31 protein-coding genes and 4 pseudogenes are annotated in these 25,751 nt (G+C 68.7%); 13 read left to right on the top strand and 22 right to left on the bottom strand.

The genetic code is table 11. The annotated features are described in order from the left end of the window. Positions 1 to 725, bottom strand: a 725-nt coding sequence (locus ASD25_RS20230) for an adenosylhomocysteinase (RefSeq protein WP_082572535.1), incomplete at its 3' end; no start/stop codon positions are given. Between the two features lie 162 nt (positions 726 to 887). Between ASD25_RS20230 and ASD25_RS20225 the strand changes: the two genes are divergently transcribed. From ASD25_RS20225 to ASD25_RS20215, 3 genes are read left to right on the top strand one after another with little or no spacing between them, the layout of a single operon-like run. After that, entirely contained in the window at positions 888 to 2,225 is a 1,338-nt protein-coding gene (locus ASD25_RS20225; RefSeq protein WP_235561685.1) for an amidohydrolase family protein, read from the top strand. Between the two features lie 42 nt (positions 2,226 to 2,267). Beyond that, positions 2,268 to 3,263, top strand: a complete 996-nt coding sequence (gene bioB, locus ASD25_RS20220; protein WP_055826671.1) for a biotin synthase BioB — start codon at positions 2,268 to 2,270, stop codon at positions 3,261 to 3,263. Between the two features lie 34 nt (positions 3,264 to 3,297). Next, positions 3,298 to 3,672, top strand: a complete 375-nt coding sequence (locus ASD25_RS20215; protein ID WP_055826668.1) for a hypothetical protein — start codon at positions 3,298 to 3,300, stop codon at positions 3,670 to 3,672. Between the two features lie 48 nt (positions 3,673 to 3,720). Here ASD25_RS20215 and ASD25_RS20210 read toward each other — a convergent pair whose 3' ends face one another. Next, entirely contained in the window at positions 3,721 to 4,695 is a 975-nt protein-coding gene (locus tag ASD25_RS20210) for an ABC transporter ATP-binding protein (protein WP_055826665.1), read from the bottom strand. A gap of 101 nt (positions 4,696 to 4,796) precedes the next feature. Between ASD25_RS20210 and ASD25_RS20205 the strand changes: the two genes are divergently transcribed. After that, entirely contained in the window at positions 4,797 to 5,036 is a 240-nt protein-coding gene (locus ASD25_RS20205; RefSeq protein ID WP_055826662.1) for a zinc-finger domain-containing protein, read from the top strand. A gap of 4 nt (positions 5,037 to 5,040) precedes the next feature. Here ASD25_RS20205 and ASD25_RS20200 read toward each other — a convergent pair whose 3' ends face one another. Genes ASD25_RS20200 through ASD25_RS20180 form a run of 5 tightly spaced genes read right to left on the bottom strand, consistent with a single transcriptional unit; the run spans position 5,041 to position 7,652 of the window. Continuing rightward, a complete protein-coding gene (locus ASD25_RS20200) occupies positions 5,041 to 5,694 on the bottom strand; it encodes a glutathione S-transferase family protein (protein WP_055826660.1) in 654 nt (217 codons plus the stop codon). 2 nt (positions 5,695 to 5,696) lie between these two features. Next, positions 5,697 to 6,161 carry an SRPBCC family protein gene (locus tag ASD25_RS20195; protein ID WP_055826656.1) on the bottom strand — a complete coding sequence of 155 codons (465 nt, stop codon included), beginning with the start codon at positions 6,159 to 6,161 and terminating at the stop codon, positions 5,697 to 5,699. Next, positions 6,158 to 6,820 (bottom strand): dihydrofolate reductase family protein, encoded by a 663-nt coding sequence (locus ASD25_RS20190; protein ID WP_055826653.1) that lies wholly within the window; start codon positions 6,818 to 6,820, stop codon positions 6,158 to 6,160. The genes ASD25_RS20195 and ASD25_RS20190 overlap by 4 nt, the downstream gene beginning before the upstream one ends. Further along, positions 6,817 to 7,308, bottom strand: coding sequence for an SRPBCC family protein (locus ASD25_RS20185; RefSeq protein ID WP_055826650.1), 492 nt, complete (start codon positions 7,306 to 7,308; stop codon positions 6,817 to 6,819). The genes ASD25_RS20190 and ASD25_RS20185 overlap by 4 nt, the downstream gene beginning before the upstream one ends. Continuing rightward, positions 7,305 to 7,652 carry a helix-turn-helix transcriptional regulator gene (locus ASD25_RS20180; RefSeq protein WP_055826647.1) on the bottom strand — a complete coding sequence of 116 codons (348 nt, stop codon included), beginning with the start codon at positions 7,650 to 7,652 and terminating at the stop codon, positions 7,305 to 7,307. Before ASD25_RS20180 ends, ASD25_RS20185 begins: the two co-directional genes overlap by 4 nt. A gap of 109 nt (positions 7,653 to 7,761) precedes the next feature. Between ASD25_RS20180 and ASD25_RS20175 the strand changes: the two genes are divergently transcribed. Beyond that, positions 7,762 to 8,139 (top strand): hypothetical protein, encoded by a 378-nt coding sequence (locus ASD25_RS20175; RefSeq protein ID WP_055826644.1) that lies wholly within the window; start codon positions 7,762 to 7,764, stop codon positions 8,137 to 8,139. Between the two features lie 158 nt (positions 8,140 to 8,297). On the opposite strand, the gene ASD25_RS20170 is transcribed toward ASD25_RS20175, so the two are convergent. The 3 genes from ASD25_RS20170 to ASD25_RS20160 form a co-directional block, all read right to left on the bottom strand. After that, positions 8,298 to 9,287 carry a hypothetical protein gene (locus ASD25_RS20170; RefSeq protein ID WP_055826642.1) on the bottom strand — a complete coding sequence of 330 codons (990 nt, stop codon included), beginning with the start codon at positions 9,285 to 9,287 and terminating at the stop codon, positions 8,298 to 8,300. 101 nt (positions 9,288 to 9,388) lie between these two features. Then, positions 9,389 to 10,180, bottom strand: coding sequence for an ABC transporter permease (locus ASD25_RS20165; RefSeq protein WP_055826639.1), 792 nt, complete (start codon positions 10,178 to 10,180; stop codon positions 9,389 to 9,391). Further along, positions 10,177 to 11,121, bottom strand: coding sequence for an ABC transporter ATP-binding protein (locus ASD25_RS20160; RefSeq protein ID WP_055826630.1), 945 nt, complete (start codon positions 11,119 to 11,121; stop codon positions 10,177 to 10,179). The genes ASD25_RS20165 and ASD25_RS20160 overlap by 4 nt, the downstream gene beginning before the upstream one ends. Positions 11,122 to 11,223: 102 nt before the next feature. Here ASD25_RS20160 and ASD25_RS20155 point away from each other — a divergent pair, with 102 nt between their 5' ends. From ASD25_RS20155 to ASD25_RS20145, 3 genes are all read left to right on the top strand, one after another. Further along, the gene (locus ASD25_RS20155) at positions 11,224 to 12,129 is read left to right on the top strand and encodes a DUF1206 domain-containing protein (protein ID WP_200943682.1); all 906 of its coding nucleotides are present in this window, start codon (positions 11,224 to 11,226) and stop codon (positions 12,127 to 12,129) included. 72 nt (positions 12,130 to 12,201) lie between these two features. Further along, positions 12,202 to 12,729, top strand: a complete 528-nt coding sequence (locus ASD25_RS20150; RefSeq protein ID WP_055826626.1) for a lipocalin family protein — start codon at positions 12,202 to 12,204, stop codon at positions 12,727 to 12,729. A 24-nt stretch (positions 12,730 to 12,753) separates the two neighbouring features. Beyond that, entirely contained in the window at positions 12,754 to 14,106 is a 1,353-nt protein-coding gene (locus ASD25_RS20145) for a sorbosone dehydrogenase family protein (protein ID WP_055826621.1), read from the top strand. Between the two features lie 56 nt (positions 14,107 to 14,162). On the opposite strand, the gene ASD25_RS20140 is transcribed toward ASD25_RS20145, so the two are convergent. Then, positions 14,163 to 14,792 (bottom strand): hypothetical protein, encoded by a 630-nt coding sequence (locus ASD25_RS20140; RefSeq protein WP_156389398.1) that lies wholly within the window; start codon positions 14,790 to 14,792, stop codon positions 14,163 to 14,165. A 155-nt stretch (positions 14,793 to 14,947) separates the two neighbouring features. Continuing rightward, positions 14,948 to 15,409, bottom strand: coding sequence for a hypothetical protein (locus ASD25_RS20135; protein WP_055826617.1), 462 nt, complete (start codon positions 15,407 to 15,409; stop codon positions 14,948 to 14,950). A gap of 262 nt (positions 15,410 to 15,671) precedes the next feature. Between ASD25_RS20135 and ASD25_RS20130 the strand changes: the two genes are divergently transcribed. From ASD25_RS20130 to ASD25_RS32240, 3 genes and pseudogenes are all read left to right on the top strand, one after another. Continuing rightward, complete coding sequence (locus ASD25_RS20130; RefSeq protein ID WP_055826614.1) at positions 15,672 to 17,471, top strand: long-chain-acyl-CoA synthetase; 1,800 nt, start codon at positions 15,672 to 15,674, stop codon at positions 17,469 to 17,471. 78 nt (positions 17,472 to 17,549) lie between these two features. Beyond that, positions 17,550 to 17,953 (top strand): annotated as a pseudogene (locus ASD25_RS32245) (motility-associated protein); the annotation flags it as partial. A 1-nt stretch (position 17,954) separates the two neighbouring features. Continuing rightward, positions 17,955 to 18,518: MotA/TolQ/ExbB proton channel family protein (locus ASD25_RS32240; protein WP_235562813.1), on the top strand; the 564-nt coding region annotated here is incomplete at its 5' end. Positions 18,519 to 18,531: 13 nt separating this feature from the next. On the opposite strand, the gene ASD25_RS20120 is transcribed toward ASD25_RS32240, so the two are convergent. The 4 genes and pseudogenes from ASD25_RS20120 to ASD25_RS20105 all read right to left on the bottom strand — a co-directional run. Continuing rightward, positions 18,532 to 18,855, bottom strand: a complete 324-nt coding sequence (locus ASD25_RS20120; protein WP_156376864.1) for a PilZ domain-containing protein — start codon at positions 18,853 to 18,855, stop codon at positions 18,532 to 18,534. Beyond that, positions 18,852 to 19,658, bottom strand: coding sequence for a kinase (locus tag ASD25_RS20115; protein ID WP_235562812.1), 807 nt, complete (start codon positions 19,656 to 19,658; stop codon positions 18,852 to 18,854). The genes ASD25_RS20120 and ASD25_RS20115 overlap by 4 nt, the downstream gene beginning before the upstream one ends. Positions 19,659 to 19,666: 8 nt before the next feature. Beyond that, a complete protein-coding gene (locus ASD25_RS20110) occupies positions 19,667 to 19,987 on the bottom strand; it encodes a 2Fe-2S iron-sulfur cluster-binding protein (RefSeq protein WP_055826608.1) in 321 nt (106 codons plus the stop codon). 41 nt (positions 19,988 to 20,028) lie between these two features. Beyond that, positions 20,029 to 20,627 (bottom strand): annotated as a pseudogene (locus tag ASD25_RS20105) (succinate dehydrogenase iron-sulfur subunit); the annotation flags it as partial. Positions 20,628 to 20,633: 6 nt separating this feature from the next. Between ASD25_RS20105 and ASD25_RS32235 the strand changes: the two are divergent. Then, positions 20,634 to 20,727, top strand: a pseudogene (locus tag ASD25_RS32235) (hypothetical protein); the annotation flags it as partial. 206 nt (positions 20,728 to 20,933) lie between these two features. On the opposite strand, the pseudogene sdhA reads toward ASD25_RS32235, so the two are convergent. The 6 genes and pseudogenes from sdhA to ASD25_RS20080 form a co-directional block, all read right to left on the bottom strand. Then, positions 20,934 to 22,541, bottom strand: a pseudogene (sdhA, locus tag ASD25_RS20100) (succinate dehydrogenase flavoprotein subunit); the annotation flags it as partial. Position 22,542: 1 nt separating this feature from the next. Then, positions 22,543 to 22,841 (bottom strand): FAD-dependent oxidoreductase (locus ASD25_RS32230; protein WP_156389271.1); only part of this gene is annotated, 299 nt, incomplete at its 3' end. Positions 22,842 to 22,847: 6 nt separating this feature from the next. After that, positions 22,848 to 23,255, bottom strand: a complete 408-nt coding sequence (sdhD, locus tag ASD25_RS20095) for a succinate dehydrogenase, hydrophobic membrane anchor protein (protein WP_082559980.1) — start codon at positions 23,253 to 23,255, stop codon at positions 22,848 to 22,850. After that, positions 23,252 to 23,659 (bottom strand): succinate dehydrogenase, cytochrome b556 subunit, encoded by a 408-nt coding sequence (sdhC, locus tag ASD25_RS20090; protein ID WP_235562811.1) that lies wholly within the window; start codon positions 23,657 to 23,659, stop codon positions 23,252 to 23,254. Before sdhC ends, sdhD begins: the two co-directional genes overlap by 4 nt. Before the next feature lie 272 nt (positions 23,660 to 23,931). Further along, a complete protein-coding gene (locus ASD25_RS20085; protein WP_055826598.1) occupies positions 23,932 to 24,369 on the bottom strand; it encodes an HIT domain-containing protein in 438 nt (145 codons plus the stop codon). 7 nt (positions 24,370 to 24,376) lie between these two features. After that, a complete protein-coding gene (locus tag ASD25_RS20080; RefSeq protein WP_055826595.1) occupies positions 24,377 to 25,288 on the bottom strand; it encodes an SIMPL domain-containing protein in 912 nt (303 codons plus the stop codon). Between the two features lie 223 nt (positions 25,289 to 25,511). Between ASD25_RS20080 and ASD25_RS20075 the strand changes: the two genes are divergently transcribed. After that, on the top strand, positions 25,512 to 25,751 hold a 240-nt coding region (locus tag ASD25_RS20075), incomplete at its 3' end, for a redoxin domain-containing protein (RefSeq protein WP_156389397.1).

Raw genomic sequence — 25,751 nt, 5'->3', positions numbered from 1 at the left:
ACGTCGGTGCCGCGGCGGATCGCGTCGACCAGCGATTCACGGCAGCCGTACAGGTTGTCGAACTTGGACTTGGTGACGCTGTCGTTGACGTTGATGGCGGGGAACGGCAGGTCGCCCTTCTTGGCCATTTCGTACAGGCGGTGGACGCCGGTGGTGGTCTCTTCCGACACGCCGCCGATGGCGTCGCGGATCGCCGAATAGAAGCCCGGCTTCTCGGCGATGTAGCGCTTCATCACCTTGAAGAGGGCTTCCTCCTCCTCGTTCTGCGGGTTGGCCAGCAGCGACAGGTCCTTCTCGGCCTTGGGCCCGAGCACGCACAGCAGGGTGGCGTCGCCGCCGTCGTCGAGGATCAGGTTCGGATAGCCGCCGTCGGCCCATTCGAAGATCTTGTGGGCATAGTCCCAGTACTCTTCCAGGGTCTCGCCCTTGGTGGCGAACACCGGGGTGCCGTTGGCGGCGATGGCGGCCGCGGCGTGGTCCTGGGTCGAGAAGATGTTGCACGAGGCCCAGCGGACCTCGGCGCCAAGGGCCTCCAGCGTCTGGATCAGCACGGCGGTCTGGATGGTCATGTGCAGGCTGCCGGCGATGCGCGCGCCCTTGAGGATCTGCTGGCCGCCGAACTCTTCACGCAGGGCCATCAGGCCCGGCATTTCGGTTTCGGCGATGGCGATTTCCTTGTTGCCGAACGGGGCAAGCGAGATGTCGCGGACGATGTAGTCGGTCATGGAGCGGGCTTTCCGGGAGATTGTTCGGGCGGCCTATAGACCGGTCCCGGCTCCGGAGCAAGAAACACATAAGGATATCTTTATGTGTTTACCGATGAAGGCTGCTCTGGCGCAACGGCGTCGACTGCGCTCAACATGGCGGCGGATCAGGAGAGGGTGACGATGAACAGACCGATGGCGAGCCTCGGCGGCGTGGCGATTCTGGCCCTGACGGCGGCGGCGGCGAACGCCCAGCCCGCGCCTGCCGTGTCCGAACCGGGACCGGTCACCCTGGTCCAGGCCGGCCGTCTGCTGGACCGGCCGGGTCAGGCCCCGCGCGGCCCCTCGACCGTGGTGGTGCGCGACGGGCTGGTCGTCGAGATCCGCGACGGCTTCGTCGACGCCTCGACCTTTCCCGGCGCCACCGTCATCGACCAGCGCGACCGCTTCGTCCTGCCCGGCCTGATCGACAGCCACGTGCATCTGGTGTCCGACCTCGGCGGCCAGGCGGGCTTTTTGTCGGGCATCACCGAGAACCTGCCGACCCACGCCTATCGCGCCGCCGAGAACGCCGAGAAGACGTTGATGGCCGGCTTCACGACCGTGCGGAACCTCGGGGATGACGGCGGCGTGACCCTGGCGCTGCGCGATGCGACGGCGGCCCATCGCCTGCCCGGACCGCGCATTGTCGATGCGGGGAACAGCATCTCGACGACCTCGGGGCACATGGACGGCCGTCTGGGTTTCAACGACGACCTCCGCGATGATATTCCGCACGACAATGTCTGCAACGGCCCGGAAAGCTGCCGCGAGGCGGTGCGCATCCAGGTCGGGCGCGGCGCCAACGTCATCAAGATCGCCACCACTGGCGGCGTGAACAGCCGCATCGGCGCCGGCGTCGGAGCCCAGATGTTCGAGGACGAGGCCCGCGCCCTTGTCGACACGGCGCATCTGTACGGCCTCAAGGTCGCGGTCCACGCCCACGGCGCCGACGGCATCAACCTGGCGCTGCGGATGGGAGCCGACTCGATCGAGCACGGCACCGTCTTCGACGACGAGACGATCCGCCTGTTCCGCCAGTCCGGCGCCTACTATGTCCCGACCCTGTCCACCGTGAACGGCTATATCGAGCGGCTGGCCGCTGATCCGAACGCCTATTCGCCCGAGGTCCTGCCCAAGATCCGCTGGCGCATTTCGATCACCGGCCAGTCCCTCCAGCGGGCTGTTCCCGCCGGGGTCAGGATCGCCTTCGGCACCGACGCCGGCGTGTCGAAGCATGGCCGCAACGCCGACGAATTCGCCCTGATGGTCCAGCACGGCATGACGCCGATGAGCGCGATCCAGGCCGCCACGGTCAACGCGGCGGACCTGCTGGGCCTGTCATCCGAGATCGGCTCGCTGGAGCCGGGCAAGCGGGCGGACCTCGTCGCCGTCGACGGCGATCCTCTGACGGACGTGACCGTTCTGACCTCGATGGACTTCGTCATGCGCGACGGCCGGGTCTACCGCGACGAGGACTAGGCGGGCTTGGCGGAACGGAATGGGGGAGCTAAGCACGGCTTCATGACCGCCAGCCCCTCGACGCCCCGCCACGACTGGACCCTGACCGAGGTCGAGGCGCTGTTCGCCCGCCCCTTCATGGACCTGGTGTATGACGCCGCCACGGTGCACCGCGCATGGTTCGATCCGTCGGAGGTGCAGAAGAGCCAGCTGCTGTCCGTCAAGACGGGCGGCTGCGCCGAGAACTGCGGCTACTGCTCGCAGTCGGCCAGTTTCGACACGGGGCTGAAGGCGGAAAAGCTGATGGACGCGACCGCCGTCCTTGCCGAGGCCATGGCGGCGAAGGCCGGCGGGGCCAGCCGGTTCTGCATGGGCGCGGCGTGGCGCGAACTGAAGGACCGCGACACGCCGAAACTGGCGACCATGATCGCAGGGGTGAAGGCGCTGGGCCTCGAGACCTGCGCGACGCTGGGCATGCTGACCGCCGACCAGGCGCGGCAGCTGAAGGCGGCGGGTCTCGATTTCTACAATCACAACCTGGATACGGGGCCGGAGTACTACGCCCAGGTGGTCACCACCCGGACTTATCAGGACCGGCTGGACACGTTGCGGCATGTGCGCGACGCCGGCATGAACACCTGCTGCGGCGGCATTGTCGGGATGGGCGAGACGCGGCGGGACCGGGCCAGCCTGCTGCATGCGCTGGCGACCCTGCCCGAACATCCCGACAGCCTGCCGGTCAACGCCCTGGTGCCGGTCACCGGCACGCCTCTGGGCGAGCGGATGCTGGCCGAGGGCCAGATCGATCCGATCGAATTCGTCCGCACCGTCGCCGTCGCCCGTCTGGTCTGCCCCAAGGCCATGGTGCGCCTGTCGGCCGGCCGCGAGACCATGAGCGCCGAGATGCAGGCCCTGTGCTTCCTCGCCGGCGCCAACTCCATCTTCGTCGGCGGCAAGCTGCTGACCACGCCCAATCCGGAACAGGACGAGGACGCGGCCCTGTTCGCCCTGCTGGACCTGAAGGCCATGGAAGCCCGGACGATCGAGGCGGCGGCGTAACCACGCCTTAAGCGCTCCGTGCCAGGGTCGGCGCATGGATCGCCGCGACCTCCTCGGACTGAAGACAACGACGCTCAGGACCAGCGAAGGCGCGGGCGCGCCCCAGGCCAGCTATCTGCGCCTGCCGACCATCACCGCCAACGTCATGCGCCCCGGCGGCCGGCGCGGCGTGATGACGGTCGAGACCGGGATCGACACCCCCGACGCCGCCCTGCGCGCCCGCGTGGCCCAGTCCGCGCCGCGGCTTCGCGCCGCCTACGCCGCGGTGGTGCAACAGTCGGCCGGCGCCCTGCTGCCCGGCGCGCCGCCCGACGTCGAACGTCTGGTCGCCCAGCTTCAGGCGGCGACCAATACGACCATGGGCCGGGCCGGCGCGCGCCTGCTCATCGGCACGGTGATGGTGGTCTGAGGGTCGCGCGTCGGCCGATACAATTGACCCGCGACAACCGCGACACGCTCAATCGTTCGTCGGACTGACCTGGTTCGCATCGCCATAGGTCAGCGCCAGGAAGACGTCCTCCAGGTCCGGGTCCTCGGTCACGATGTCGGCGATGGTCACGCCCGCGGCGCGCACCGCCGCCAGCACCTGTTCGACCGACGACTGGCCCTTCTTGTAGCTGATGGCGAAGGCGCCGTTGGGCCGGGCCACGACCTCGAACCCCCTGACCGCGGGCAGACCGTCCAGGGCTCCTTCGGGCGTCACCACGACGTTGCGGGTGTCCAGCCGGCGGAGCAGCTGCGGCGTCGGCTCGCAGGCCACGACCTCGCCGCGGTTCATGATGGCGATGGTGTCGCAGAGTTCCTGCGCCTCCTCCAGATAGTGGGTAGTCAGCAGCACGGTGACGCCCTCGGCGTTGATGCGCCGGACGTAATCCCACAGCTGACGGCGCAGTTCGACGTCGACACCCGCCGTCGGCTCGTCGAGGATCAGGATCGGCGGATTGTGGACCAGGGCCTTGGCCACCATCAACCGGCGCTTCATGCCGCCGGACAGGGCGCGGACATAGGCGTGAGCCTTGTCCGACAGGCCGAGCGCGGCCAGCAGTTCGTCGGACCGGCGCTCACTGGCCGGCACGCCATAGAAGCCGGCCTGGACCTCCAGCGCCTCGCGCGGGGTGAAGAAGACGTCGGCGACGATCTCCTGCGGCACCACGCCCAGGGCGGCGCGGGCGTCGCGCGGTTGCCGGTCGATGTCGCGGTCCCAGATCGAGACCGTGCCGCCGGTCTTGTTCACCACCCCGGCGAGGATGTTGATCAGGGTCGACTTGCCGGCCCCGTTGGGACCCAGCAGGCCGAACATCGACCCCCGCGGAATGACCAGATCGACGCCGCGCAGGGCCGTCTTCGGGGGCGCCTTCCCGGCGCCGGCGTAGGTCTTCTCCAGCCCGTGGATCTCGACGGCGTTGACGGGCAGGGCGACAGGCTCGGTCATGCAGGCGCTTTCAGGTATCGGAATGGCCCCGTTTGACGATATGGAGCGCGGGCGCATACCTATGCGCGCGCACCTGCCCCGCCAAGACCAGAGCTGAACGAATGCCGCCGCGCCATCCCGAAGCGATCATCCCGCCGCCCGAGGCCATCGTCGTCCCGACCAAGCGCGTGGCCTGCGACGGCGGCGGCGGAGCCCTCGGCCATCCCCTCGTCTACATGGACATGGGCGGCGAGGATTTCGTCGAATGCGCCTATTGCGACCGCCGCTTCGTACTCGACGCCCATCCGCGCCCCGAGAACGAATATTTCAGCCCCGCCGCGCGGCCGCCCGAGGCGCACTGATCCGCTAGTCTTCCGCAGGCGGCGCCGGCATCAGGTCGCCGAAGGGGGCGGCGTCCTCCAGCGCCCGAACGAACGAGGGCCGCGCCATCAGCCGCCTGTGCCACGCCCTCAGGCGCGGCCGATCGCCGAACGGGACCAGCCGCCGCGCATAGGTCAGGATGGGGGCGGCCCCGCAGTCGGCCAGGGTGAAGGCCTCGCCCGCGCCCCAGGTGCGCCCGTCCGACAGCCGCTGCTCCAGCCAATCCCACGCAGAGGTCAGAACACCCTCGTCCTGGGCGTCGCCATACGGATCCTCGTTCCCTGCGGGCCGGAATTTGCGCGGAATGATGCGGTTCATCGGCCCGCCGGCGTAGGTGTCCACGATCCGGTCGATCAGCCGCGCCTCCAGCGCCGCCTCCGGGTCGGTGGGGATCAGCCGCCCGCCGCCCGCCCTCTGGTCCAGATATTTGATGACGATGCTGGATTCGACGAGGCGGCGGTCGCCGTCGACGAGGACGGGCATCTTGCCGAAGGGCGAGACGGCGCGGAACGCGGCCATGCCCGCCTCGTCGGCCGCATCGACCAGCCGCAGATCGAATGGCAGGTCCAGCTCGTACAGCGCCACGGAGGCCTTCTGGCCGTAGGCGGCGTAGGGATGGGACCAGAGTTGCAGCGCCATGGTCAGGCCTCCTTGCCTTGGGACGCCAGCCAGGCGCCGAGTTGATCCAGGCCGGCGGCCGTGCCTTCCTCCCGCTCGGCCCAGCCGTCCTCGCCGAAATAGACGCCCTGCTCGTTGAAGGTCAGGAGCGTCCCTTCGCCGTCCGGCGTGAACTCCACGGTTCCCAGCGAGGCCGAGATCTTGCGCCCGCCCACGGACATGACGAAGGCGAAGACGAACCGGCTGTCCGGGACGATGTCCAGGTACCGACCGTCGAACAGATGCTCGACGCCGTCCAGGCCGCCGCCGCGGCTCATCTCACGGCCGCCGACATGGAAGTCCAGCTGCTCGATCACCGGCGCGCTGACCGCTTCACAGCCCATCCAGCGCTGCTTGATCTCCCGGTCCGCGAAGGCGGCGAAGACCCGTGTTGGCCGGGCGTCATAACGGCGGGTGACGGTGAAGGCGCCGAAGAAGAGTTCGCTCAAGGCCGATCCTCCCCGATGCGGGTGAGGATGAGATGGGTCGCCCTTTCGCCGGAGGTGCTGGAGGCGACCTGGTAGCCGAGGGCCGGCAGATCCAGACCCTGCCACAGCGGCTCGCCCCGGCCCAGAACCACGGGAGACATGGCCACATGCATCCGGTCGACCAGCCGGGCCCTCAGATACCGCCGGATCGTTTCCGCGCCGCCGCCAATGCGGACGTCCTTGCCGCCCGCCAGGGCCCGCGCCTTCTCCAGCGCCGCCTCGATCCCTCCGGTCTCGAAATGAAAGACCGTGCCGCCCTCCATCTCGATCGGGTCGCGGGGGTGATGGGTCAGAACGAGGACGGGCACATGATAGGGCGGCTCGGCGCCCCACCAGCCCTTCCAGCCGTCGTCCGGCCAGTCGCCCCGGCTCGGCGCGAACATGTTGCGCCCCATGATCCAGGCGCCCATCCCTTCCATGCTGCGGCGCGCGAAGTCGTTGTCCACGCCCTCCTCGCCCGCGGACTGGCCGAAGAGGGTGCGGAAGGTTTCGGTCGGATAGAACCAGTGATGCAGATTTTCTCCGCCCACGCCGAGGGGATGGTCGAGGCTCTGGTCGGGGCCGGCGCCGAACCCGTCGACCGAGACGCTGAAGGCGTCGACGCGCACCTTGCCGCTCATCGGTGGCCCTCCAGCTCGCGCCCCAGGGCTTCCAGCATTTCGGCGCAGCCCCGTTCGCGTTCGGTGATGTCGTCGGCCCCGTCGAGGAAGGCCCCCTGTTCCGTGTAGATCAGGCGCGTCCCCGAACCGTCCGGGACCAGTTCGGTCGTCGCCAGGGACGCGGAGGCGCGCTGCTTCCCGTCGCCGGCCATGCGACCCATGACATAGGACAGGATGATCCGCCGGTCCGGGACGATGTCCAGATAGTCGGTGTCGTTGAACCAGGTGTCGTTGCCCTCGTCGCCGAAGCGGAAGCGGCCGGTGAAACCGCCGCCGACGCGAAAATCCTGCGTCCATTCGTGAATGGTCCAGCCCTCGCCATCGGCGAACCAGCGGCGGAAGGCGACGGGGTCCGCGTGGGCGCGGAACACCCGCGCCGGCGAGGCGTCGTAGCGGCGCTCGACCGTGAAGGTCCCGTGCGCGACGGAGGGGCGGGCGGCGGCGGTCATTTCGGAAACTCCTCTTCGTCCCGGGTTTCGTCCAGAAAGACGCCGAGCCGGTCGAGACTGCGTTCGACCGACTGGCGGCGTTCGTTGATCCAGCGCTCGGCCGCGCCGAGGATCCGGGCGTCGACGCGGCAGGTCCGGACGCGCCCCGTCTTCTCCGAGGCCACCAGGCCCGACGCCTCGAGGATCTTCAGATGTTGCACCACCGCCGACATCGACATCGGCAAGGGCGCCGCCAGTTCGCTGACCGTGGCCGGACCGCGGGACAGACGCTCGACCATGGCCCGGCGGGTCGGGTCGGAGAGCGCCTGGAAGGCCGTGTCGAGGGGCGACTGATACTGAAGCATTCACTTAAGTATCAAATCCGGCAGCCTGGGGCAATCCCGTCCGGACAGGGCTAACGGGGCGTTAATCGACGCGGCGCAGGCTGGACCGCAGACCATTTCCGGAGGGCCGATGTCCACCATCCAGACCGGCGCCTATCGCCGCCAGCGCGATCATTTCGAGCCCCAGGACGCCGATCCCGCGGAACAGCGGCGGGTGCGCGGCCTGCTGGAGCAGATCGACTATTCCGCCTTCGTCGCCAATCGCGAGATCATCGGCCAGATGCTGCCGCGGGTCGACGCGCCGACCTTTCAGAAGCTGGCCATCATGACTGCAACGGCGCGGGGCAAATGGGTGGCGGAGAGCCTGCGCCAGTCCGAATCCGGCGCGCCCTCGACTCCGGACCAGATCGCCCGCCTGACCTCGGCCCGCACGGCCTATGAGGAGCTGGCCGAGGCCTATGAGGGCCTGCGCCGGATGGTCGAGCGCGGCTATATCGCCATCCGCTAGGCTTCGGCCCAGGCCGAAAAAGACGGTCTCATGCGTCTCATGCGTCTTTTCAGCCGGGAGGCGGCGCTCCCTGCGTTGGATTGTCAAAGACCGGCCCCGCAGGGTTCCGTCATGGAAGCATGCGTCTGCGTCAGATTCGGACGCAGGCGCGGTCCGGCCTAGCCGATCGGCTGGGGCCGCGTCGCGATCGGGGCGTCGGGATCGGCCGGCGGCCGCTCGGCCTCAGTCGGCGGCGGCCCAGCGGGCTGGACCGGGGCGATCTCGACCAGCGGCGCCGTGGCGATGGCCGGCGGCGGGGCGGCAGGCGCCGAAACCGGAGGCGTCCGGACGGGGGTCGCGGCGGCCGGACGCGGCGGGGTCGACGCGGCGGCGGGACGCGCGTCCGGTCGCGTCGTGACGGCCGAAGCGCGGACCGCGGCAGGTTCCGTGGCCGGGGCGGGGGCGGGGGCGGCTGAAGCCGGCGTCGCTTCGGGCGCGGACGCGGGCGCGACCGGACGCGCGGCCGCAGTGTCGGCCGGAGCCGCGAGGGCGGGCGTCTCCGCCGGAGGGGCGGGCGCGACGGCCGGGGAACGGGTCAGCATCCAGCCGCCCACGGCGACGACGGCGATCGCAGCGGCGGCGAGACCGCCGTACAGGGCCGTGCGGCCCGGGGCCTTTCCGCGGGCGCTGGCCGCCTGGAGAGCCGAGCCCGCCGCCGGCTCGATGGCGACAGGGCGCGGCGTCACGGGCGCCGCGGCGGCCTCAGGGACCGGCCGAGGCCCGGCTGGGGCCGACCGGGCCGGCGGCAGCGGCCTGACGGCGAGGTCAGGGGCGGGCGGAGTCTTGACGGGCGCTTCGACCGCCGCCGCCGCGACCGGTTCGGCTGGCGCAGCCGCGGGCGCGGCCGCTTCAGCCCGGGCGACGGGCGCGACCGGTTCCTGCGCCGGCCGGGGCGCCGCACGCGGGATCATGGATCCGCTGAAGATGCCCGGAGCCCCGGGGCGCGGCGCCGGTTGGGGCGCGCGCGGCGGCTCGGGGAGCGGCGGCAGGCGGTCGCCCTTCGGCAGCGGCCCGGCGCGGAACACGGTCGCGGGCGGCCGCCCCCAGACCACGGGACGGCGGAACGGCTCGGGCGTTCCGTTCAGGGGTTTGTCGGGCTCGGTGGACATTCGGGCTCCCGCGCCCCGTCGGGCGCGCTTCAACAACGCGGAGGCCCCGGTTTCGAGGCAGGGGCAAGGTGTCCGCCGATCTGGCCCGTTTCGTGACGGTCCTAGGTCTTGAGGCGATAGCCGGTCCTGAACATCCAGCCCACGACCGCGAGACAGACCAGCAGGAAGCCCAGGGTGGCGGCGAGACTGACCCCGATGCCGACGTCGCCCGAACCGTAGAAGGTCCAGCGGAAGCCCGAGATCAGATAGACCACCGGGTTGAACAGGGTGATCGTGCGCCACACCGGCGGCAGCATGTCGATCGAATAGAAGGACCCGCCGAGGAAGGTCAGGGGCGTCACCACCAGCATGGGGATCATCTGCAGCTGTTCGAAGCCGTCGGCCCAGATGCCGATGATGAAGCCGAACAGGCTGAAGGTGGTCGAGATCAGGATCAGGAAGGCCAGCATCTCGACCGGATGCAGGATCCGCAGCGGCACGAACAGGGCGGCCGTGGCCAGGATCACCAGTCCCAGCACCGCCGACTTGGTCGCCGCCGCCCCGACATAGGCGATGACGATCTCCAGCGGCGACACCGGCGCCGACAGCAGCTCGTAGATGGTGCCGGTGAATTTCGGGAAATAGATGCCGAAGCTGGCGTTGAAGATCGACTGGGTGAACAGGCTCAGCATGATCAGGCCGGGCACGATGAAGGCGCCGTAGGGCACGCCGTCGATCTCGGTCATGCGGCTGCCGATGGCCGAGCCGAAGACCACGAAATACAGGGCCGTGGTGATCACGGGGGTGACCAGCGACTGCCAGACGGTGCGCAGGGCCCGCGCCATCTCGAAACGGTAGATGGCCCAGACGCCGTAGCCGTTGAAGGCCAGGGCCCTGGAGGATTGACGGGTCATGCGGCGGCTCCGGTCGTCTTGTCGCTGTGGACCAGACTGACGAAGATGTCCTCCAGCGAGCTCTGGCTGGTGTGCAGGTCCTTGAAGGCGATGCCCAGGTCCGACAGCCGGCGCAGCAGCGACGGCACCCCGGTCTTCTCGAGGTTGGAGTCGAAGACGTATTCCAGCTCGTTCCCGTCGGCCTTCAGCGTCGGCGACCATTCGGCCAGCTCGGGCGGCAGGGCGGCAAGCGGTTCCTGCAGGTTCAGCGTCAGGGTCTTCCTGCCCAGCTTCTTCATCAGGGCCGAGGTCTCCTCGACCAGGATCAGTTCGCCCTTGAGGATCACGCCCACCCGGTCGGCCATCTCCTCGGCCTCCTCGATATAGTGGGTGGTCAGGATGATGGTGACGCCCCTGTCCCTCAGCCCGCGCACCAGGGCCCACATGTCACGGCGCAGCTCCACGTCCACGCCCGCCGTCGGCTCGTCGAGGAACAGGATATCGGGCTCGTGGCTGAGCGCCTTGGCGATCATCACCCGGCGCTTCATGCCCCCGGACAGGGTCCTGAGCTTGTCGTTGCGCTTGTCCCAGAGGCTGAGGTCGCGCAGCACCTGTTCGATGAAGGCGGGGTTCGGCGCCTTGCCGAACAGGCCGCGGCTGAACGTGACCGTGGCCAGCACCGTCTCGAAGGCGTCGGTGGTCAGTTCCTGCGGCACCAGGCCGATCTTCGACCGCGCCGCCCGATAGTCGGCCTGGATGTCGTGGCCGTCGGCCATCACCGTCCCGGTCGACGGGGTGACGATGCCGCAGACGATCGAGATCAGGGTCGTCTTGCCGGCGCCGTTGGGACCCAGCAGGGCGAAGATCTCGCCCTTGCTGATGGTCAGATCGATGGGTTTGAGGGCCTGCAGCCCGGACTTGTAGGTCTTGGTCAGACCCTGGATCGAGATCACCGGTTGCATGCACGCCCTCCGAACCGGTCCGCAGATATGCGTCCGTTGGCCGCACCTCAAGACCGGCATGCTCGAGCGGAGCCATATTCGGCGCCGCGAGTTACCGTCGCCGTGCCCAGCCCCCTCGCCTCCCTTCGATCCCGTCTGGCCCGCGCGGGCGATTTCGGGCGCCGCAAGTCTCCGGTCCTGCGCCGCGTCCCGCCCCTGCAAGACCTGCTCGAACTGGCGGCGCGGATCGGCTACGGCGCGCGCGGCTTCGTCTATCTGTCCGTCGGCCTGCTGATCCTGCTGGCGGCGGCGGACCTGATCGGGGATGCGGTCGGAACCAAGGGCGCCATCGCCTGGATGGCGGAGCGGCCGTTCGGCCGTCTCTGGCTGCTGCTGGTGGGACTGGGCCTGTCGGCCTTCGTCATGTGGCGGATGCTGCAGGCCGTGTTCGACGCCGACCACGAAGGCACGGGCCGACACGGTCTGATGACCCGGATGAGCCAGGCCTTCAGCGGCCTGAGCTATGGCTTCCTGGCGTTCAACGCCTTTGCCATGCTGATCCACAAGCCGGACGATCCGGCCGCCGCCGACGAGGCCAGAAGCCAGGAACAGGCGGCCACGGTGCTGGCCCTGCCGTGGGGCAACTGGTTGCTGGCGGGTGCGGGTCTCGTCCTGCTGGGCATCGGAATAGCCAATGTCAGCCGGGCATGGCGCGAGGACTTCACCGAATACCTGGCCTGCTCGCCTAAGACGTGCCGCCGCGTCGCGCCGCTCGCCCGCGCCGGCGTCATCGCGCGCGGTCTGGCCTATGTTCCTCTTGCGATCCTCGTGATTCTGGCCGGGCTCCGGTCAAAGGCCTCGGACGTCACCACCTTCGGCTCCGCGCTGGATGCGGTCGAGCGCCAGCCCGGCGGTCCGTGGATTCTGGCCCTGGCCGCGCTGGGCTTCGTCGCCTTCGGGGCCTTTTCCTTCATCGAGGCGCGTTTCCGTCGCATCCGCCCGCCGAAGGATTTGAATCCCCTGACCTGAATGGCCGCGCCGGGCGTCCCCGCCGGAACCTGCGCCGTATCTGCCTTGCTGATCAACCGCAGGAGCCCCGTCATGCGTCTCGCCGCCCTCGCCGTGTCGCTGTCCCTTTCCGCCTGCGTCACCGCCCCGGCCCCGGACCAGGTGCGCGCCCCCCAACCGGCGAAGGCCGTAGACCTGGAACGGTTCTATTCCGGCCGCTGGCTGGAGATCGCACGCCTGCCGATGGGCCTGACCGACGGCTGCGTCGCGGGCGCGACCAACTATGTGCTGGTCAGTCCCTCGCGGGTCGATGTGCGCGACACCTGCCAGGTCGGTACGCCGCAAGGGCGGGAGAAGGCGATCGGCGCGCGCGGCGAAATTCTGGACCCCGGGACGAACGCCAGACTGCGCGTGCGGTATTTCGGCGGCTTGGTCACTTGGGACTACTGGGTGCTGGATCATGCGGACGACTACAGCTGGTTCATCTCGGCCGATCCGAGCTTCGACAAGCTGTGGATCTACACCCGTCGGGTCCCCGACGACGCCGAACGTCAACGGCTGGTCGCTCGCGCCGGGGCTTTGGGTTACGATGTCCGTCGTCTGGAATTCCCCGCCTTCTGACCCGTCTGATCAGGGAAGCCGCTCATGTCCCGCCTGCCCGTCCTCGCCGTCTCGGCCGCCGTCCTGACCCTCGCCGCCTGCGGAGGCAATGAGGCGCTGGATCCCTCGGCCGGCTTCGGCCCCGATCCCACCCTGCCCGCGCCGCACAGGGCGCTGTTCCCCACGGTGAACGTCGCCGACGCCGTCGGCTGGCCGACCGGCCGGACGCCGGTCGCCGCGCCCGGCTTCCGCGTCCAGCCCTTCGCCAGCGGCCTTGATCACCCCCGCTGGCTGTACCGTCTGCCGAACGGCGACATCCTCGTCGCCGAGTCCAACGCGCCGCCCAAGCCCGAGAACATCGACGCCCCGGCCGGCGGCGGCTTGCGCGCCTGGGTCCAGGGCCTGTTCATGAAGAAGGCCGGCGCCAAGGCGCCCAGCGCCAACCGGATCACCCTGCTGCGCGACGCGAACGGCGACGGAACGGCCGAAACCAGGACCGCCTTTCTCGAGAACCTGACCTCGCCGTTCGGCATGGCCCTGGTCGGCGACACCCTCTACGTCGCCAACGCCGACGCCGTGGTGGCCTTCCCCTACCAGGCGGGACAGACGCAGATCACCGCCGCGCCGCGCAGGATCCTCGATCTGCCGGCCCAGAGAAATCACCACTGGACCAAGAGCCTGGTCGCCAGCGCGGACGGATCGCGCCTGTATGTCGGCGTCGGCTCCAACTCCAATATCGGCGAGAACGGCCTGGACGAGGAAGAGGGCCGGGCCGCGATCTGGGAGATCGATCCCGTCGCCGGAACCGGCCGCATCTACGCCTCCGGCCTGCGCAATCCGGTCGGCCTGGCGTGGCAGCCGGACAGCGGCAAGCTGTGGGTCTCGGTCAATGAGCGCGACGAGCTCGGCAACGATCTGGTCCCCGACTACATGACCTCGGTCACGCCCGGCGCCTTCTATGGCTGGCCGTGGAGCTATTACGGGCAGATCGTCGACACCCGGGTCGAGCCGGCCAATCCCGCCATGGTGGCCCGCGCCCTGAAGCCGGATTATGCGCTGGGATCGCACACCGCCTCGCTGGGCCTGACGTTCGGCGAGGGGTCGCTGTTTCCGGCCCGGTATCGCGGCGGGGCCTTCGTCGGACAGCACGGATCGTGGAACCGCAAGCCCCGCAACGGCTATCGCGTGATCTTCGTGCCGTTCGCGAACGGCGCGCCCGCGGGACCGCCGCAGGACATCCTGACCGGCTTCCTCAACGACCAGGACCAGGCCATGGGCCGGCCCGTGGGCGTGCAGTTCGACCGTCTGGGCGCCCTGCTGGTGGCCGACGACGTCGGCAATGTGATCTGGCGGGTGTCGCCCGCCGGCGGCGCGCCGGTCGCCGCGGCCGCCCCCTGAACGAAGAAGGCCCCGGCGGTCTCCCGCCGGGGCCTTCGATCTCATCGTCGCCGGGATCAGCCGATGGGCTGGACCACGATCACCGGAGCCGGCGGCTGGGCCGGCGCAGGCGCGGGCGTGGCCGTCGCGGTCGGCGCGGGCGAGGTCGGCGCGGTATTCAGCGTGGACGTCGAGGACGCGGCCGTAGCGGGGGTCGCCGCACGGGCGACCGGGGCCACAGCGGCGCGCGGAGTCGCCGGCGTCGTCGTCCGCCGCGCCGGGGCCGAAGCGGCGGCCCGGCGAACCGGCGTCGCTTCACGCAGCACGGGAGCCGGGGCCGGGGCCCGAACCACCGGAGCCGGAGTCGAGGCGCTGGCGGCGGGACTCGCCGCCGGGACGAGCGGAGTCGCGGACACGACAGTAGCCGTCGCGGCGGGTTCGGCCAGCGGCGGGGCGGTCTCCTCGCCGTTCATCAGCATCATGGCGCCGAGGCCGCCCAGGACCAGCACGCCCACGGGCGCCAGGATCATCCAGGTCTGGACCTTTCCGCCCCCGCGGCGGGCAGCCTTGCCGCGACGGGCGTAGACGGGAACGAAGGGCTCTTCATTCGCGCCGTCGAGGCGTGGACTGCGCTCCATCAGGTCGCCGAACGGCTTCACTTCATTGCGTTCACCGTACGGTTTCAGCGGGTCGGCAGGGTAAGTCACGGACATGATCTGTTCCTCCAAATCGATAGGAAAGAAACAGTCCTGCGAGATCACGGTTCCGCGATTTAAGCCTGGCCGTGAAGAAACACCGTTGTCGCCACAGTTGGGGCGACAACGGTGCATGTTTACGTCGACGCTTTACTTGTCTGTTCGCGTCAGAAGTTTGTGAGTTCTGAAATCGACAGGACCGCGGGCTGGGGGTCGCCGCTCGAATAGGTCCCGACCCAGATTTCATACCGGCCGGCCAGCGACCCCAGCGTGATCAACGGATTGTTGTCCTCGCCCGTATCGTCGTCGCAATACCATTCGCCGTTGGGGCCGTTCACGACCAGGGTGGTGTCGGCCTTGGACAGGACCGAGATCTTCAGGTTCAACGAGCCCTTGCCGCCCCAGGTCAGGCGGAAGTCCGGGGCGCTGGTGATATAGCCCGAGCAGCCGCTGCCGGCGGCCGTGGCGCTGACGTTGCCGCCGGCGCGCAGGCTGACGAGATGCGGATCGGGCGTGAAGCCCGGCGCCAGGGTGATGTCCCCATAATTGGGGTTGGCGTTGTAGTCCTGGGCCGTGGCGGCGCCCGTGAAGACCAGGGCGCAAGCCGTGGCGGCGATCAGAAGTCGCATGGATATGGTCCCCCTCGGGGCCTTCCGCGACCCGACGCCGCCAACCCCCGTTCGCCGATTAAGCCCCCGCGCGCCGCGTTCTTCAAGCTGCCCCGTCCCGATTCCGCACGGTGACGCTGCGTCACCGCCGCTTCGGCGCCACGTCTTCCCGCAAAGCGGCGCCCGACCCCCCTCTATGGGCGGTCAGATTCCCCTGCCGGTTGACCGCGGCGAGCGGCTTGTTCATCACCAGATGGGCGACTGACGAGGAGTGGACACGGCGATGGGTCTGGTGGCGAGCATCAAGCGCAACATGCGTTTCGCCAGGGGACTGCGACGCCTGCTGAACCGCATCAAGCCCATCACCCTGGATAGCGCCGACCTGGTCTGCGACGACTGGGAAGAGGCCGTCGACAAATTCCCCGAACATGCCGCGATCGAGGACGACCGCCGCACCCTGACCTATCGCGAGCTGGACGCCATGGCGAACCGGTTCGGCCACTGGGCCCAGAGCCGACGGCTCAAGCGCGGCGACACCATCGCGCTGGTGATGCTGAACCGGGCCGAATACATCGCCGCCTGGCTGGGTTTCGCCAAGGTCGGCGTGGCCACCGCCCTGATCAACACCAATCTGACCGGCCATGCCCTGGCCCACTGCCTGGCGATCTCCAACGCGTCCCAGGTCGTCACCGACGAGGACTGCTGGAAGCGGGTCGAGGACGCGCGCGGTCTGTCGGGCCGCAACCTGATGCTCTGGGTGCTGGGCCTGAAGGACGAGGACGAGGCCGACGAACGGCGCGGTCTCGACAAGCCGGTGCGCAGCGGCTCGTCGGTGCGGCCGGCGCGCTCCGCCCGATCCGGCCTGACCAACCGCGACACGGCGATGTTCATCTACACCTCGGGCACCACCGGCATGCCCAAGGCGGCCCGGATCACCCACGCCCGCGCCCGCACCTATATGCGCGCCTTCGCCGGGGCGACCGCCGCGACCGACAAGGATGTCACCTTCAACGTCCTGCCGCTGTACCACTCGACCGGCGGCTTGGTCGGGGTCGGCCCCGCCCTGCTGAACGGCGGTCGGCTGGTGCTGCGCAAGCGGTTCTCGGCCACGACCTTCTGGCCGGACGTCAAGGCCTCCGGCGCGACCCTGTTCGTCTATATCGGCGAGCTGTGCCGCTATCTGGTCAACTGTCCGGAGAACCCCGACGAGCGGTCGCACAAGCTGCGGCTGGCCTTCGGCAACGGCCTGAGGCCCGACGTCTGGAACGATTTCCAGAAGCGGTTCGCCATTCCGGACATCCTGGAATTCTACGGCTCGACCGAGGGCAATGTCTCGGTGTTCAATTTCGACGGCAAGCCGGGCGCCATTGGCCGGGTGCCGGGCTTCCTCAAGAAGCAGATCAATTTCCGCCTCGTCCGCTTCGACATGGAGACCGAGGAGCCGTTTCGCGGTCCGGACGGCCTGTGCCAGCTGGCCAGGGCGGGCGAGGTCGGCGAGGCCCTGGGCATGATCGGCGACGACATCCGTCACGCCTTCTCGGGCTATGCCGACAAGGCGGCCTCCGAAAAGAAGATCCTGCGCGACGTCTTCGTGCGCGGCGACCGCTGGTTCCGCACCGGCGACCTGATGAAACAGGACAGCGAAGGCTACGTCTATTTCATCGACCGCATCGGCGACACCTACCGCTGGAAGGGCGAGAACGTCTCGACCGCCGAGGTCGAGCAGCGGCTGGCCGACGCGCCCGGCGTCAAGGAAGTCATCGCCTACGGAGTCCCGATCCCCGGACAGGACGGCAAGGCCGGGATGGTCGCTCTGGTAATCGACGGCAAATTCTCCGCGCAGGACTTCGCAGCCTGGGTCGACCAGGAGCTGCCGGCTTACGCGCGGCCGGTCTTTGTGCGGCTGATCAAGTCGGCGGACACAACGGGCACCTTCAAATACAAGAAGACCGATCTGGTGGCCGATGGTTTCGACCCCGACAAGGTCGACGGCGCCCTGTATGTGCGCGGCGGCAAGAACGGCTACGCGAAACTCAGCGAAGCGGCGCGCGCGGCGATCCTGAACGGCGAGACGCGACTTTAGGGTTAGCGGTCTGCAACCGCCTCTTAATCATTAACGGCGATGGTCGGCGTCTCTCGCGCGCAGGACGAATCGCCCTCCATGTTCCAGATTATCGGCATCGTGCTGTTGTTCGGCCTCGTGTTCGGCAGCTACATCATCTCGGGCGGCAAGTTCGCGGTGATCCTGCACGCCCTGCCGCATGAGATGATGGCCATCGGCGGCGCCGGCCTGGCCGCCTTCCTGATCTCGAACAGCACCACGACGATGAAGGCCACCATGGGCGGCCTCGGCAAGGCCTTCGCGGGCCCGAAGTGGAAGAAGCAGGACTACAAGGACCTGTTGTCGCTGCTGTTCCAGCTGACCAAGACGATGAAGTCGAAGGGCGTCATCGCCCTCGAAAGCCACATCGAGAAGCCGGCCGAGAGCACTATCTTCCAGAAATATCCCAAGGTGCTGAAGGACCATTTCGCCACGGACTTCATCTGCGACACCCTGCGCATGATNATCGAGAAGCCGGCCGAGAGCACTATCTTCCAGAAATATCCCAAGGTGCTGAAGGACCATTTCGCCACGGACTTCATCTGCGACACCCTGCGCATGATGACCATGAACCTCGAGGATCCCCACCAGATCGAGGACGCCATGGACAAGCAGCTGGAGAAACATCACCACGAGGCGCTCAACGCGCCCCACGCCCTGACCGCCCTCGCCGACGCCCTGCCCGCCCTGGGCATCGTCGCCGCCGTGCTGGGCGTGATCAAGACCATGGGATCGATCACGGAGCCGCCGGAAATTCTCGGCGGCATGATCGGCGGGGCCCTGGTCGGCACCTTCCTCGGCGTCTTCCTGGCCTATGGCCTCGTCGGCCCCATCGCCTCGCGGCTGAAGGCGATCATCGACGAGGAATCGGCCTTCTATAAGATCATCCAGTCGGTGCTGGTCGCCCACCTGCACGGCAATGCGGCCCAGATCTCGGTCGAGATCGGTCGCGGCGACATCCCGTCCTCGGCCCAGCCGTCCTTCCTGGAAATGGAAGAATCCCTCTCGGGAGCGCCCGCGGTCACCTGACCCGGGATTCGTCCTACCCCCCGGCCCGTCGGAAGGCGTCGCGCGCGGCGGCGAAGCGCGAGGGCACCAGCCCCCGCAGCGACATCTGGCCGGACTGTTTCAGACCCGCCTCCACACCCTTGCTCCAGACCACCGCGGCTTCGACGGCCACGCCCCGTGCTAGGTCGACGACGATGATCACCGGCGGCAGGGCGAAGCTGCGGTCCAGACGGATGCGCAGGCCCGAGGCCGACTGGTCCTCGATCACGCAGGGCAGTTCGAGCCCCGGCGCGACGACCAGCCCCCGCTTCCTGGCGGCGTCTCGCGCTTCGCGGCGGCGATCCGATGGCAGGGTCATGAGGGTATAAAGCCAGGCCGGCGGTCGTGATCAAGGGCGACCACGACATCGGCCCGGACGCCGCCGTCCAGCATGCGCCGCGTGACGCGTTCGAAATACTGGATGAAGTCCGCCAGACGGCGGCGCTCCTCGTCGGGAAGGTCGGCGGGGAAGACTTTCAGCAGGTCGGCTTCCTGCTGGCAGCGCCAGTCCAGCACGACATCGAATCCCGGCGCCTTCAAAAACACGATGGCGTCGAACCGGGCTGCGAGTTCGGCATAGGAACCGGCCACGAAGCCGTTGACGGCCCGGCGCCATGCGCCGTCCGGGTCGCGGTCGCGCTCCAGCGCGTTGATCGGGGCGGCGATGTCGGCCTCGTCCTCCGGCAGCGCGCCCAGGCACCACGCATCGATCAGGATCGCACGGGGCCTTCCGATGAAGATTCGCCAGTCCCGGATGGGCCGGCGGTCGTCCTCGCGCTTGTCGAAGTCGGGGATCAGAACCTTGTCGTCGGGCCGGGCCGTGCTCAGGGCCTTGATCAGGCGGTCCAGCAACCGAAGATCGTGCGTTCCCGGCGGCCCGCGCGTCAGGAACAGCGGGTGCACCTCCTCCGCCATCGCCTCACGCCGCGCGCGCGTCAGATAGACGTCGTCGATCGAGATCTGCACTCCGCCGAAGGTTTCAGCGGCGGCGCGGGCCAGGGTCGTCTTGCCCGACCCCTGCGCCCCGACCACGGCGATCAGGGGAGGTCCGACGGCGTTTCGGGATCCGGTCGCGATCAGACGGCCGATCAGGTCGACCATCCGGGGATCAGCCTGACCCACGCCGGGGCTCAGTGCTGGTTTTCGGGCAGGCGGACGATCAGGCCGTCGAGATCGTCCGAAACCCGGATCTGGCAGGACAGGCGGCTGTTCGGCTGGACGTTCTCGGCGAAGTCCAGCATCGACTCCTCCATGGCCGAGGCGCGCCCGGTCTCGGCGGCGAAGGCCTCGTCGACATAGACGTGGCAGGTGGCGCAGGCGCAGGCCCCGCCGCAGTCGGCGTCGATGCCGGGGACGTTGTTGCGGATCGCCCCCTCCATGACGGACAGGCCGGTCTTGACCTCCACGACATGCTCGCGGCCGTCGTGCTCGATGTAGGTGATCTTAGCCATCAGGCCTCAAGTAGCGACAGCGACAGGGCAAGCAAGGCCCATCAGGCCGCTTCCGTCGTCTTGCGGCTCGGCGACACCATCAGTTGCTTGGTCTTGGCGATGGCCTCGGCCGGGTTCAGCCCCTTGGGACAGACCTGGGCGCAGTTCATGATGGTGTGGCAGCGGTAGAGCTTGAACGGGTCCTCGAGGTCGTCGAGCCGCTTGTCCGTCGCGTCGTCGCGGCTGTCGGCGATCCAGCGGTAGGACTGCAGCAGGGCCGCCGGTCCCAGATACTCCGTCTGGTTCCACCAGTAGCTGGGGCAGGAGGTCGAGCAGCAGGCGCACAGGATGCATTCGTACAGGCCGTCCAGCTTGGCCCGGTCCTCGGGCAGCTGGATGCGCTCGGTCTCCGGGTCCGGCTCGTCCGACTGCAGATACGGCTGGATCGAGTCGTACTGGGCGTAGAACAGGGTCAGGTCGGTGACCAGATCCTTGACCACCGGCTGGTGCGGCAGGGGGGCGATCGAGATGGTCGAGGAGGAGCACTCCTCCCAGCCCTTGGTGCAGGCCAGGGTGTTGCGCCCGTCGATGTTCATCGAGCAGGAGCCGCAGATGCCCTCGCGGCACGAGCGCCGGAAGGTCAGGGTCGGTGAACTCGCCCGGCACGATCGACAGCGACTATCGCGGCGAGGTCGGGGTCATCCTGAGCAACCACGGTCAGGAGCCGTTCGTGATCAAGCGCGGCGCGGAATACCCTTGCCNTTCTTGATGTGGATCAGGGCGTCCAGCAGCATCGGGCCGTGATCGTCGGCCGAGATCTCGAACGTGTCCCAGCGCGGGTCGGCGTCGACCTCGGGGTCGTAGCGATAGACCTTGTAGGTCTTGACGTTCTGCGCGCCGGCCGGGGCCTTGTGGACCTTGCCGCGCGTGGGCTTGGAGCCCTTGGGGAGGGTGAGTTGAACCATCTCTAGTAAACCCGCGCCTTCGGCTCGATGTAGGCGATGTCGTCGGACATCGTGTAATTGTGCACCGGGCGGTAGTCGATCTTCACCGTCTCGCCCGGGACCTTCCAGGCGAGGGTGTGCTTCATCCACTCGGCGTCGTTGCGGTCCGGATAGTCTTCGCGGGCGTGGGCGCCGCGGCTCTCGGTGCGGTTCAGGGCGCCCTCGATGGTGACCAGGGCCTGGTCGACGAGGTTGTCGTACTCCATCGTCTCGACCAGGTCGGTGTTCCAGATCAGGCCGCGGTCGGTGGTCTTGATGTCGTCGCCGGCGGCGTGGATGGCGCGCAGCTTGGCGACCCCCTCCTCCAGCGTCTTGCCGGTGCGGAAGACGGCGGCGTCGGACTGCATGGCGCGCTGCATGTCGATGCGCAGCTTCGACGTCGGGGTCGAGCCGTTGGCATGACGGAAGCGGTCGAGGCGCGCGATGTGGCCGTCCGTGACCGAGGCCGGGGCGTCCGGCACCTTCGACGCCTTGTCCACCACCTCGCCGCAGCGCAGGCCGGCGGCGCGGCCGAAGACGACCAGGTCGGTCAGGCTGTTGGAGCCGAGGCGGTTTGCCCCGTGCACCGAGACGCAGGCCGCCTCGCCCACCGCCATCAGGCCGGGCACGACGCTGTCGGCGTTATCGCCGACCTTGGTCAGGACCTCGCCGTGATAGTTCGTGGGGATGCCGCCCATGTTGTAGTGGACSGTCGGCAGGACSGGGATCGGCTGTTTCGTCACGTCGACGCCGGCGAAGATCTTGGCGCTCTCGGAAATGCCCGGCAGCCGCTCGTGCAGCACGGCCGGGTCGAGGTGGTCGAGGTGCAGGTKGATGTGGTCCTTGTTCGGGCCCACGCCGCGGCCTTCGCGGATCTCGATGGTCATGGAGCGGCTGACCATGTCGCGCGGGGCCAGRTCCTTCACGGTCGGCGCATAGCGCTCCATGAAACGCTCGCCCTCGGAATTGGTCAGGTAGCCGCCCTCGCCGCGSGCKCCCTCGGTGATCAGGCAGCCGGCGCCGTAGATGCCGGTCGGGTGGAACTGSACGAACTCCATGTCCTGCAGCGGCAGGCCGGCGCGCAGCACCATGGCGTTGCCGTCGCCGGTGCAGGTGTGGGCCGAGGTGGCCGAGAAATAGGCGCGGCCGTAGCCGCCGGTGGCGAGGATCACCAGCTTGGCGCGGAAGCGGTGCATCGTGCCGTCGTCGAGCTTCAGCGCCGTGACGCCGGTGCAGGCGCCGTCCTGCATGATCAGGTCGAGGSCGAAATATTCGACGAAGAACTCGACCTCGCGGCGRACCGACTGGCCGTACAGGGTGTGCAGGATGGCGTGGCCGGTGCGGTCGGCGGCRGCGCAGGTRCGCTGCACCGGGCCCTCGCCGAAGTTGCGGGTCATGCCGCCGAAGGCGCGCTGGTAGATCTTGCCTTCGTCGGTGCGCGAGAAGGGCACGCCCCAGTGCTCGAGCTCGTAGACGGCCTTGGGCGCGTTGCGGACCAGGTATTCGATGGCGTCCTGGTCGCCCAGCCAGTCCGACCCCTTGACGGTGTCGTACATGTGCCACTGCCACGAATCCTCGCCCATGTTGCCGAGNTAGACGGCCTTGGGCGCGTTGCGGACGAGGTATTCGATGGCGTCCTGGTCGCCCAGCCAGTCCGACCCCTTGACGGTGTCGTACATGTGCCACTGCCACGAATCCTCGCCCATGTTGCCGAGCGAGGCGGAGATGCCGCCCTGGGCCGCGACGGTGTGGGAGCGGGTCGGGAAGACCTTGGTGACGCAGGCGACCTTCAGTCCCTGCTGGGCGGCGCCGAGGGCGGCGCGGAGGCCCGAGCCGCCCGCGCCGACGACGACGACGTCATAGGCATGGTCGACGAATTCATAAGCAGCCATCAGCCGTCAGATCCCGAAACCGGCGGGCAGGGGCGCGGAGCCCAGGGCCAGCCGTACGATAAAGAAGACGCCCGCCGCCGCGATCACGAGGCAGAGCAGGCCGATCAGGCCCAGCAGCGCGCCGCGCGAGCCGGGCTTGTGGATGTAGTCGTCGACGATGACCTTCAGGCCCATGTTCATGTGCCAGAGGCTGACCAGCAGGGTCACGGCCAGCAGCACGGCGTTGACCGGCGAGGCGAACCAGTCGCGCGCGCCGTCATAGCCGCCGCCCGACAGGGTGAAGCCGCTCCACAGACCCCATAGGGTCAGGGGAACCAGGATCAGGGACGACAGCCGTTCGGCGGTCCATTCGCCGGCGCCGTGGCGCTCGGAGACCTTGACGCCCTTCACGAAGGCCTTGGTTTCGCGGCTCACAGCGAGACCCTCCCGGAGGCGAACAGGAAGACCCAGAAGGCGACCGCTCCAACGACGCCGACGATGATCGAGGCCCAGGACAGGGCGTCGGCCGATTTCGGCGACAGGCCGATGACGGCGTCCCAGATCAGGTGACGGACGCCGCCCGTCAGATGCAGGAACAGGGCCAGGGTCAGACCGAACCAGACCAGCAGGCCCAGCGGCGATCCCATCCAGCCGGTGAAAGTCGCATAGGCGTCGGGGCCGAAGGCGAGGGCCATCAGCCACAGGGCGAYCAGCACCGAYCCGACMGACAGGGCGCCGCCSGTCATCCGGTTSAGGATCGAGGCGAACATGGTCACGTGCCAGCGCCAGATCTGGAGATGGGGCGACAGGGGGCGGACGCGGCCGTTGGGCTGGACCACGAAACGGCCGGTCTGGTCGTCCCACGTGCCAGCGCCAGATCTGGAGATGGGGCGACAGGGGGCGGACGCGGCCGTTGGGCTGGACCACGAAACGGCCGGTCTGGTCGTCSGTCGGGTCGTTSGAGGCGTCGCCCGGCAGGGGAGAGGTCGACATATTGCGAATGGTTCTCAGAAACCTGAGCGAATTCAGCCGCTCRAAATCGGTGCTCTGGCTTTAAGCAGCGRGGCGGCGGGGGTCAACGAAGCGTGAGTGCAAGGATTGACGCAGCGCGTCATTTCACGGGCGGGCGGGCCCGCAGACGAATGCGGGACACCGCCGCTTGCAGCCCGTTGGCGCCGTATGGCCGGGCCGCACCCCGACCCCAGACGGGGTCGGGCCACAGACCGTCGTCGGAGCGGCGGCCGACGACGTGAACATGCAGTTGCGTCGTGACGTTGCCGAGGGCGGCCACATTGAGCTTCTCCACCGGCTGACCGGCCGCCTCGCCCAGCAACCGCGCCAGATCGCCGGCCCGGACGATCTCGTCCATCAGCTCGGCGCGTTCGGTCGCCGTCAGGTCCTCCAGCTCATGCAGACCGGTGCGGCGCGGGATCAGGATCAGCCAGGGAAAGCGGGCGTCGTCCTGCAGCCGCACCTCGCACAGCGGCCAGTCGCAGACCACGACGGAGCCGGCATTGAACGCAGGATCGGCTTTGAAGGCGTCGGCCATGATCCGGTCAGTTCAGCCCGTAGACGACGCAGGCCCGGTCGGTCAGTTCGCGCAGCGGCGGCTGCAGCGCGAGCCGGGCCGCCTCGATCTGGGCTTCAGACGGCGCTGATCCCGGCGGCGGAGGCGGTGGCGGGGGCGGCGCGGGCGGCGCAAAGCCGCGCTCGATGCGCGAGCCGGTGACGGCGACTTCGTCTACATTGGTGGCCAGGCCCGAACCCGAAGAATAGGACGGCCAGCCCGCCAGCACGTCGGTCTCGCAGGCCCGGCCGGTGGGGTCGATCACCCGCACGCCGCCGAGGGCGGCGCCGGCGTTCGCGGCGGCGTCCCGCGCCCGCCGCGCGGCATCCTTGACCGCCTCGCCCTGCAGCCAGGTCTTGGTGGCGTTTTCCGGCTCGAGGTTGAAGGAGACGGCGCTCGCCGAGGTCGGCTGGGCGGCGATCACGGTCGCATAGACCCGCTCCAGCACCGAGACGTCCCGGATGGTGACGGTGACATTGGCGTTGGCCTGGTAGCGTTCGATCTGATCCGCCCGGGCGTTGTCTCGCAGCACCCCGTTCTCGTCCCGATACTGGTCGTACAGGGGCCGCGTCGTCAGGCTGGTCTCGACCCGGATCTTGTCCACGCCATAGGCGGCCAAGGCCTGGCTGAGCGCGCGGACCTGATCGGCGGCCTTGCGCGAGGCGTCGGCGGCGGAGCGGTCGATCGACAGGAAGGCGGCGCCAAAGCTTGCCCGATTGGCGGCGATCTCGGTGCGGACATGGCCCACCGAGGCGATGACGGGATCCCGCATCCACCAGGGCGCGGGCACATAGCGCTCGCCGATCGTCGCCGGCGGCGTCTGGGCCGACGCGAGGCCCGGCGCGGCGGTTGCGGGAAGAGCAGCGGCGGCGATCAACAGGGCGGCGGTCAGGCGACGCATGCGTGTCTCTTCCTCTGATGTGCCGGCCGACCTTGCCGGTCAGGACCGCCTTCGTAAAGCGGCGATGGCGGCGCCCAAGCCTATGCTCTGTATAGGCAAAATCTATGGATCAATATCAGGTCCACTCATTGACTTTGTGCACCGCACAAGCCATTTCGCGGTTGCAGCGCCGCTCCCCCGGCGCTCCGGATTCCTTCCATCAAGCGACTTCAGGAGAACAGCCATGCTGGGCGTTGGTCAGACACTGCCGGACTTCAAGATCATCGGCGTCAAGCCGGGCTTCAACAGCCACGAGGAAAACGGCGTCTCGGCCTTCGAGGCCGTCACCCAGGACAGCTTCGAGGGCAAGTGGAAGGTGATCTTCTTCTATCCGAAGGACTTCACCTTCGTGTGCCCGACCGAGATCGCCGAGTTCGCCTCGCTGGCGCGTGACTTCGGCCCGGTTCGGAGACGACGATGCCTT

This window comes from Brevundimonas sp. Root1423 (genome assembly GCF_001426805.1).
Note: the sequence above shows the minus strand (reverse complement) of the source record. Positions and strands in the feature narration are given on the sequence as shown.

Excerpts from the sequence above, each read along its gene's own strand:
- ASD25_RS20180 (WP_055826647.1), bottom strand. The coding sequence starts at position 7,652 with ATGCTTCAGTATCAGTCGCCCCTCGACACGGCCTTCCAGGCGCTCTCC.
- ASD25_RS20150 (WP_055826626.1), top strand. The coding sequence starts at position 12,202 with ATGCGTCTCGCCGCCCTCGCCGTGTCGCTGTCCCTTTCCGCCTGCGTC.
- ASD25_RS20200 (WP_055826660.1), bottom strand. The coding sequence starts at position 5,694 with ATGGCGCTGCAACTCTGGTCCCATCCCTACGCCGCCTACGGCCAGAAG.
- ASD25_RS20145 (WP_055826621.1), top strand. The coding sequence starts at position 12,754 with ATGTCCCGCCTGCCCGTCCTCGCCGTCTCGGCCGCCGTCCTGACCCTC.
- ASD25_RS20210 (WP_055826665.1), bottom strand. The coding sequence starts at position 4,695 with ATGACCGAGCCTGTCGCCCTGCCCGTCAACGCCGTCGAGATCCACGGG.
- ASD25_RS20135 (WP_055826617.1), bottom strand. The coding sequence starts at position 15,409 with ATGCGACTTCTGATCGCCGCCACGGCTTGCGCCCTGGTCTTCACGGGC.
- ASD25_RS20225 (WP_235561685.1), top strand. The coding sequence starts at position 888 with ATGAACAGACCGATGGCGAGCCTCGGCGGCGTGGCGATTCTGGCCCTG.
- ASD25_RS20205 (WP_055826662.1), top strand. The coding sequence starts at position 4,797 with ATGCCGCCGCGCCATCCCGAAGCGATCATCCCGCCGCCCGAGGCCATC.
- ASD25_RS20120 (WP_156376864.1), bottom strand. The coding sequence starts at position 18,855 with ATGACCCTGCCATCGGATCGCCGCCGCGAAGCGCGAGACGCCGCCAGG.
- ASD25_RS20080 (WP_055826595.1), bottom strand. The coding sequence starts at position 25,288 with ATGCGTCGCCTGACCGCCGCCCTGTTGATCGCCGCCGCTGCTCTTCCC.
- ASD25_RS20185 (WP_055826650.1), bottom strand. The coding sequence starts at position 7,308 with ATGACCGCCGCCGCCCGCCCCTCCGTCGCGCACGGGACCTTCACGGTC.
- ASD25_RS20170 (WP_055826642.1), bottom strand. The coding sequence starts at position 9,287 with ATGTCCACCGAGCCCGACAAACCCCTGAACGGAACGCCCGAGCCGTTC.
- ASD25_RS20160 (WP_055826630.1), bottom strand. The coding sequence starts at position 11,121 with ATGCAACCGGTGATCTCGATCCAGGGTCTGACCAAGACCTACAAGTCC.
- bioB (WP_055826671.1), top strand. The coding sequence starts at position 2,268 with ATGACCGCCAGCCCCTCGACGCCCCGCCACGACTGGACCCTGACCGAG.
- ASD25_RS20175 (WP_055826644.1), top strand. The coding sequence starts at position 7,762 with ATGTCCACCATCCAGACCGGCGCCTATCGCCGCCAGCGCGATCATTTC.
- ASD25_RS20215 (WP_055826668.1), top strand. The coding sequence starts at position 3,298 with ATGGATCGCCGCGACCTCCTCGGACTGAAGACAACGACGCTCAGGACC.
- ASD25_RS20085 (WP_055826598.1), bottom strand. The coding sequence starts at position 24,369 with ATGGCCGACGCCTTCAAAGCCGATCCTGCGTTCAATGCCGGCTCCGTC.
- ASD25_RS20110 (WP_055826608.1), bottom strand. The coding sequence starts at position 19,987 with ATGGCTAAGATCACCTACATCGAGCACGACGGCCGCGAGCATGTCGTG.
- ASD25_RS20190 (WP_055826653.1), bottom strand. The coding sequence starts at position 6,820 with ATGAGCGGCAAGGTGCGCGTCGACGCCTTCAGCGTCTCGGTCGACGGG.
- ASD25_RS20130 (WP_055826614.1), top strand. The coding sequence starts at position 15,672 with ATGGGTCTGGTGGCGAGCATCAAGCGCAACATGCGTTTCGCCAGGGGA.
- ASD25_RS20165 (WP_055826639.1), bottom strand. The coding sequence starts at position 10,180 with ATGACCCGTCAATCCTCCAGGGCCCTGGCCTTCAACGGCTACGGCGTC.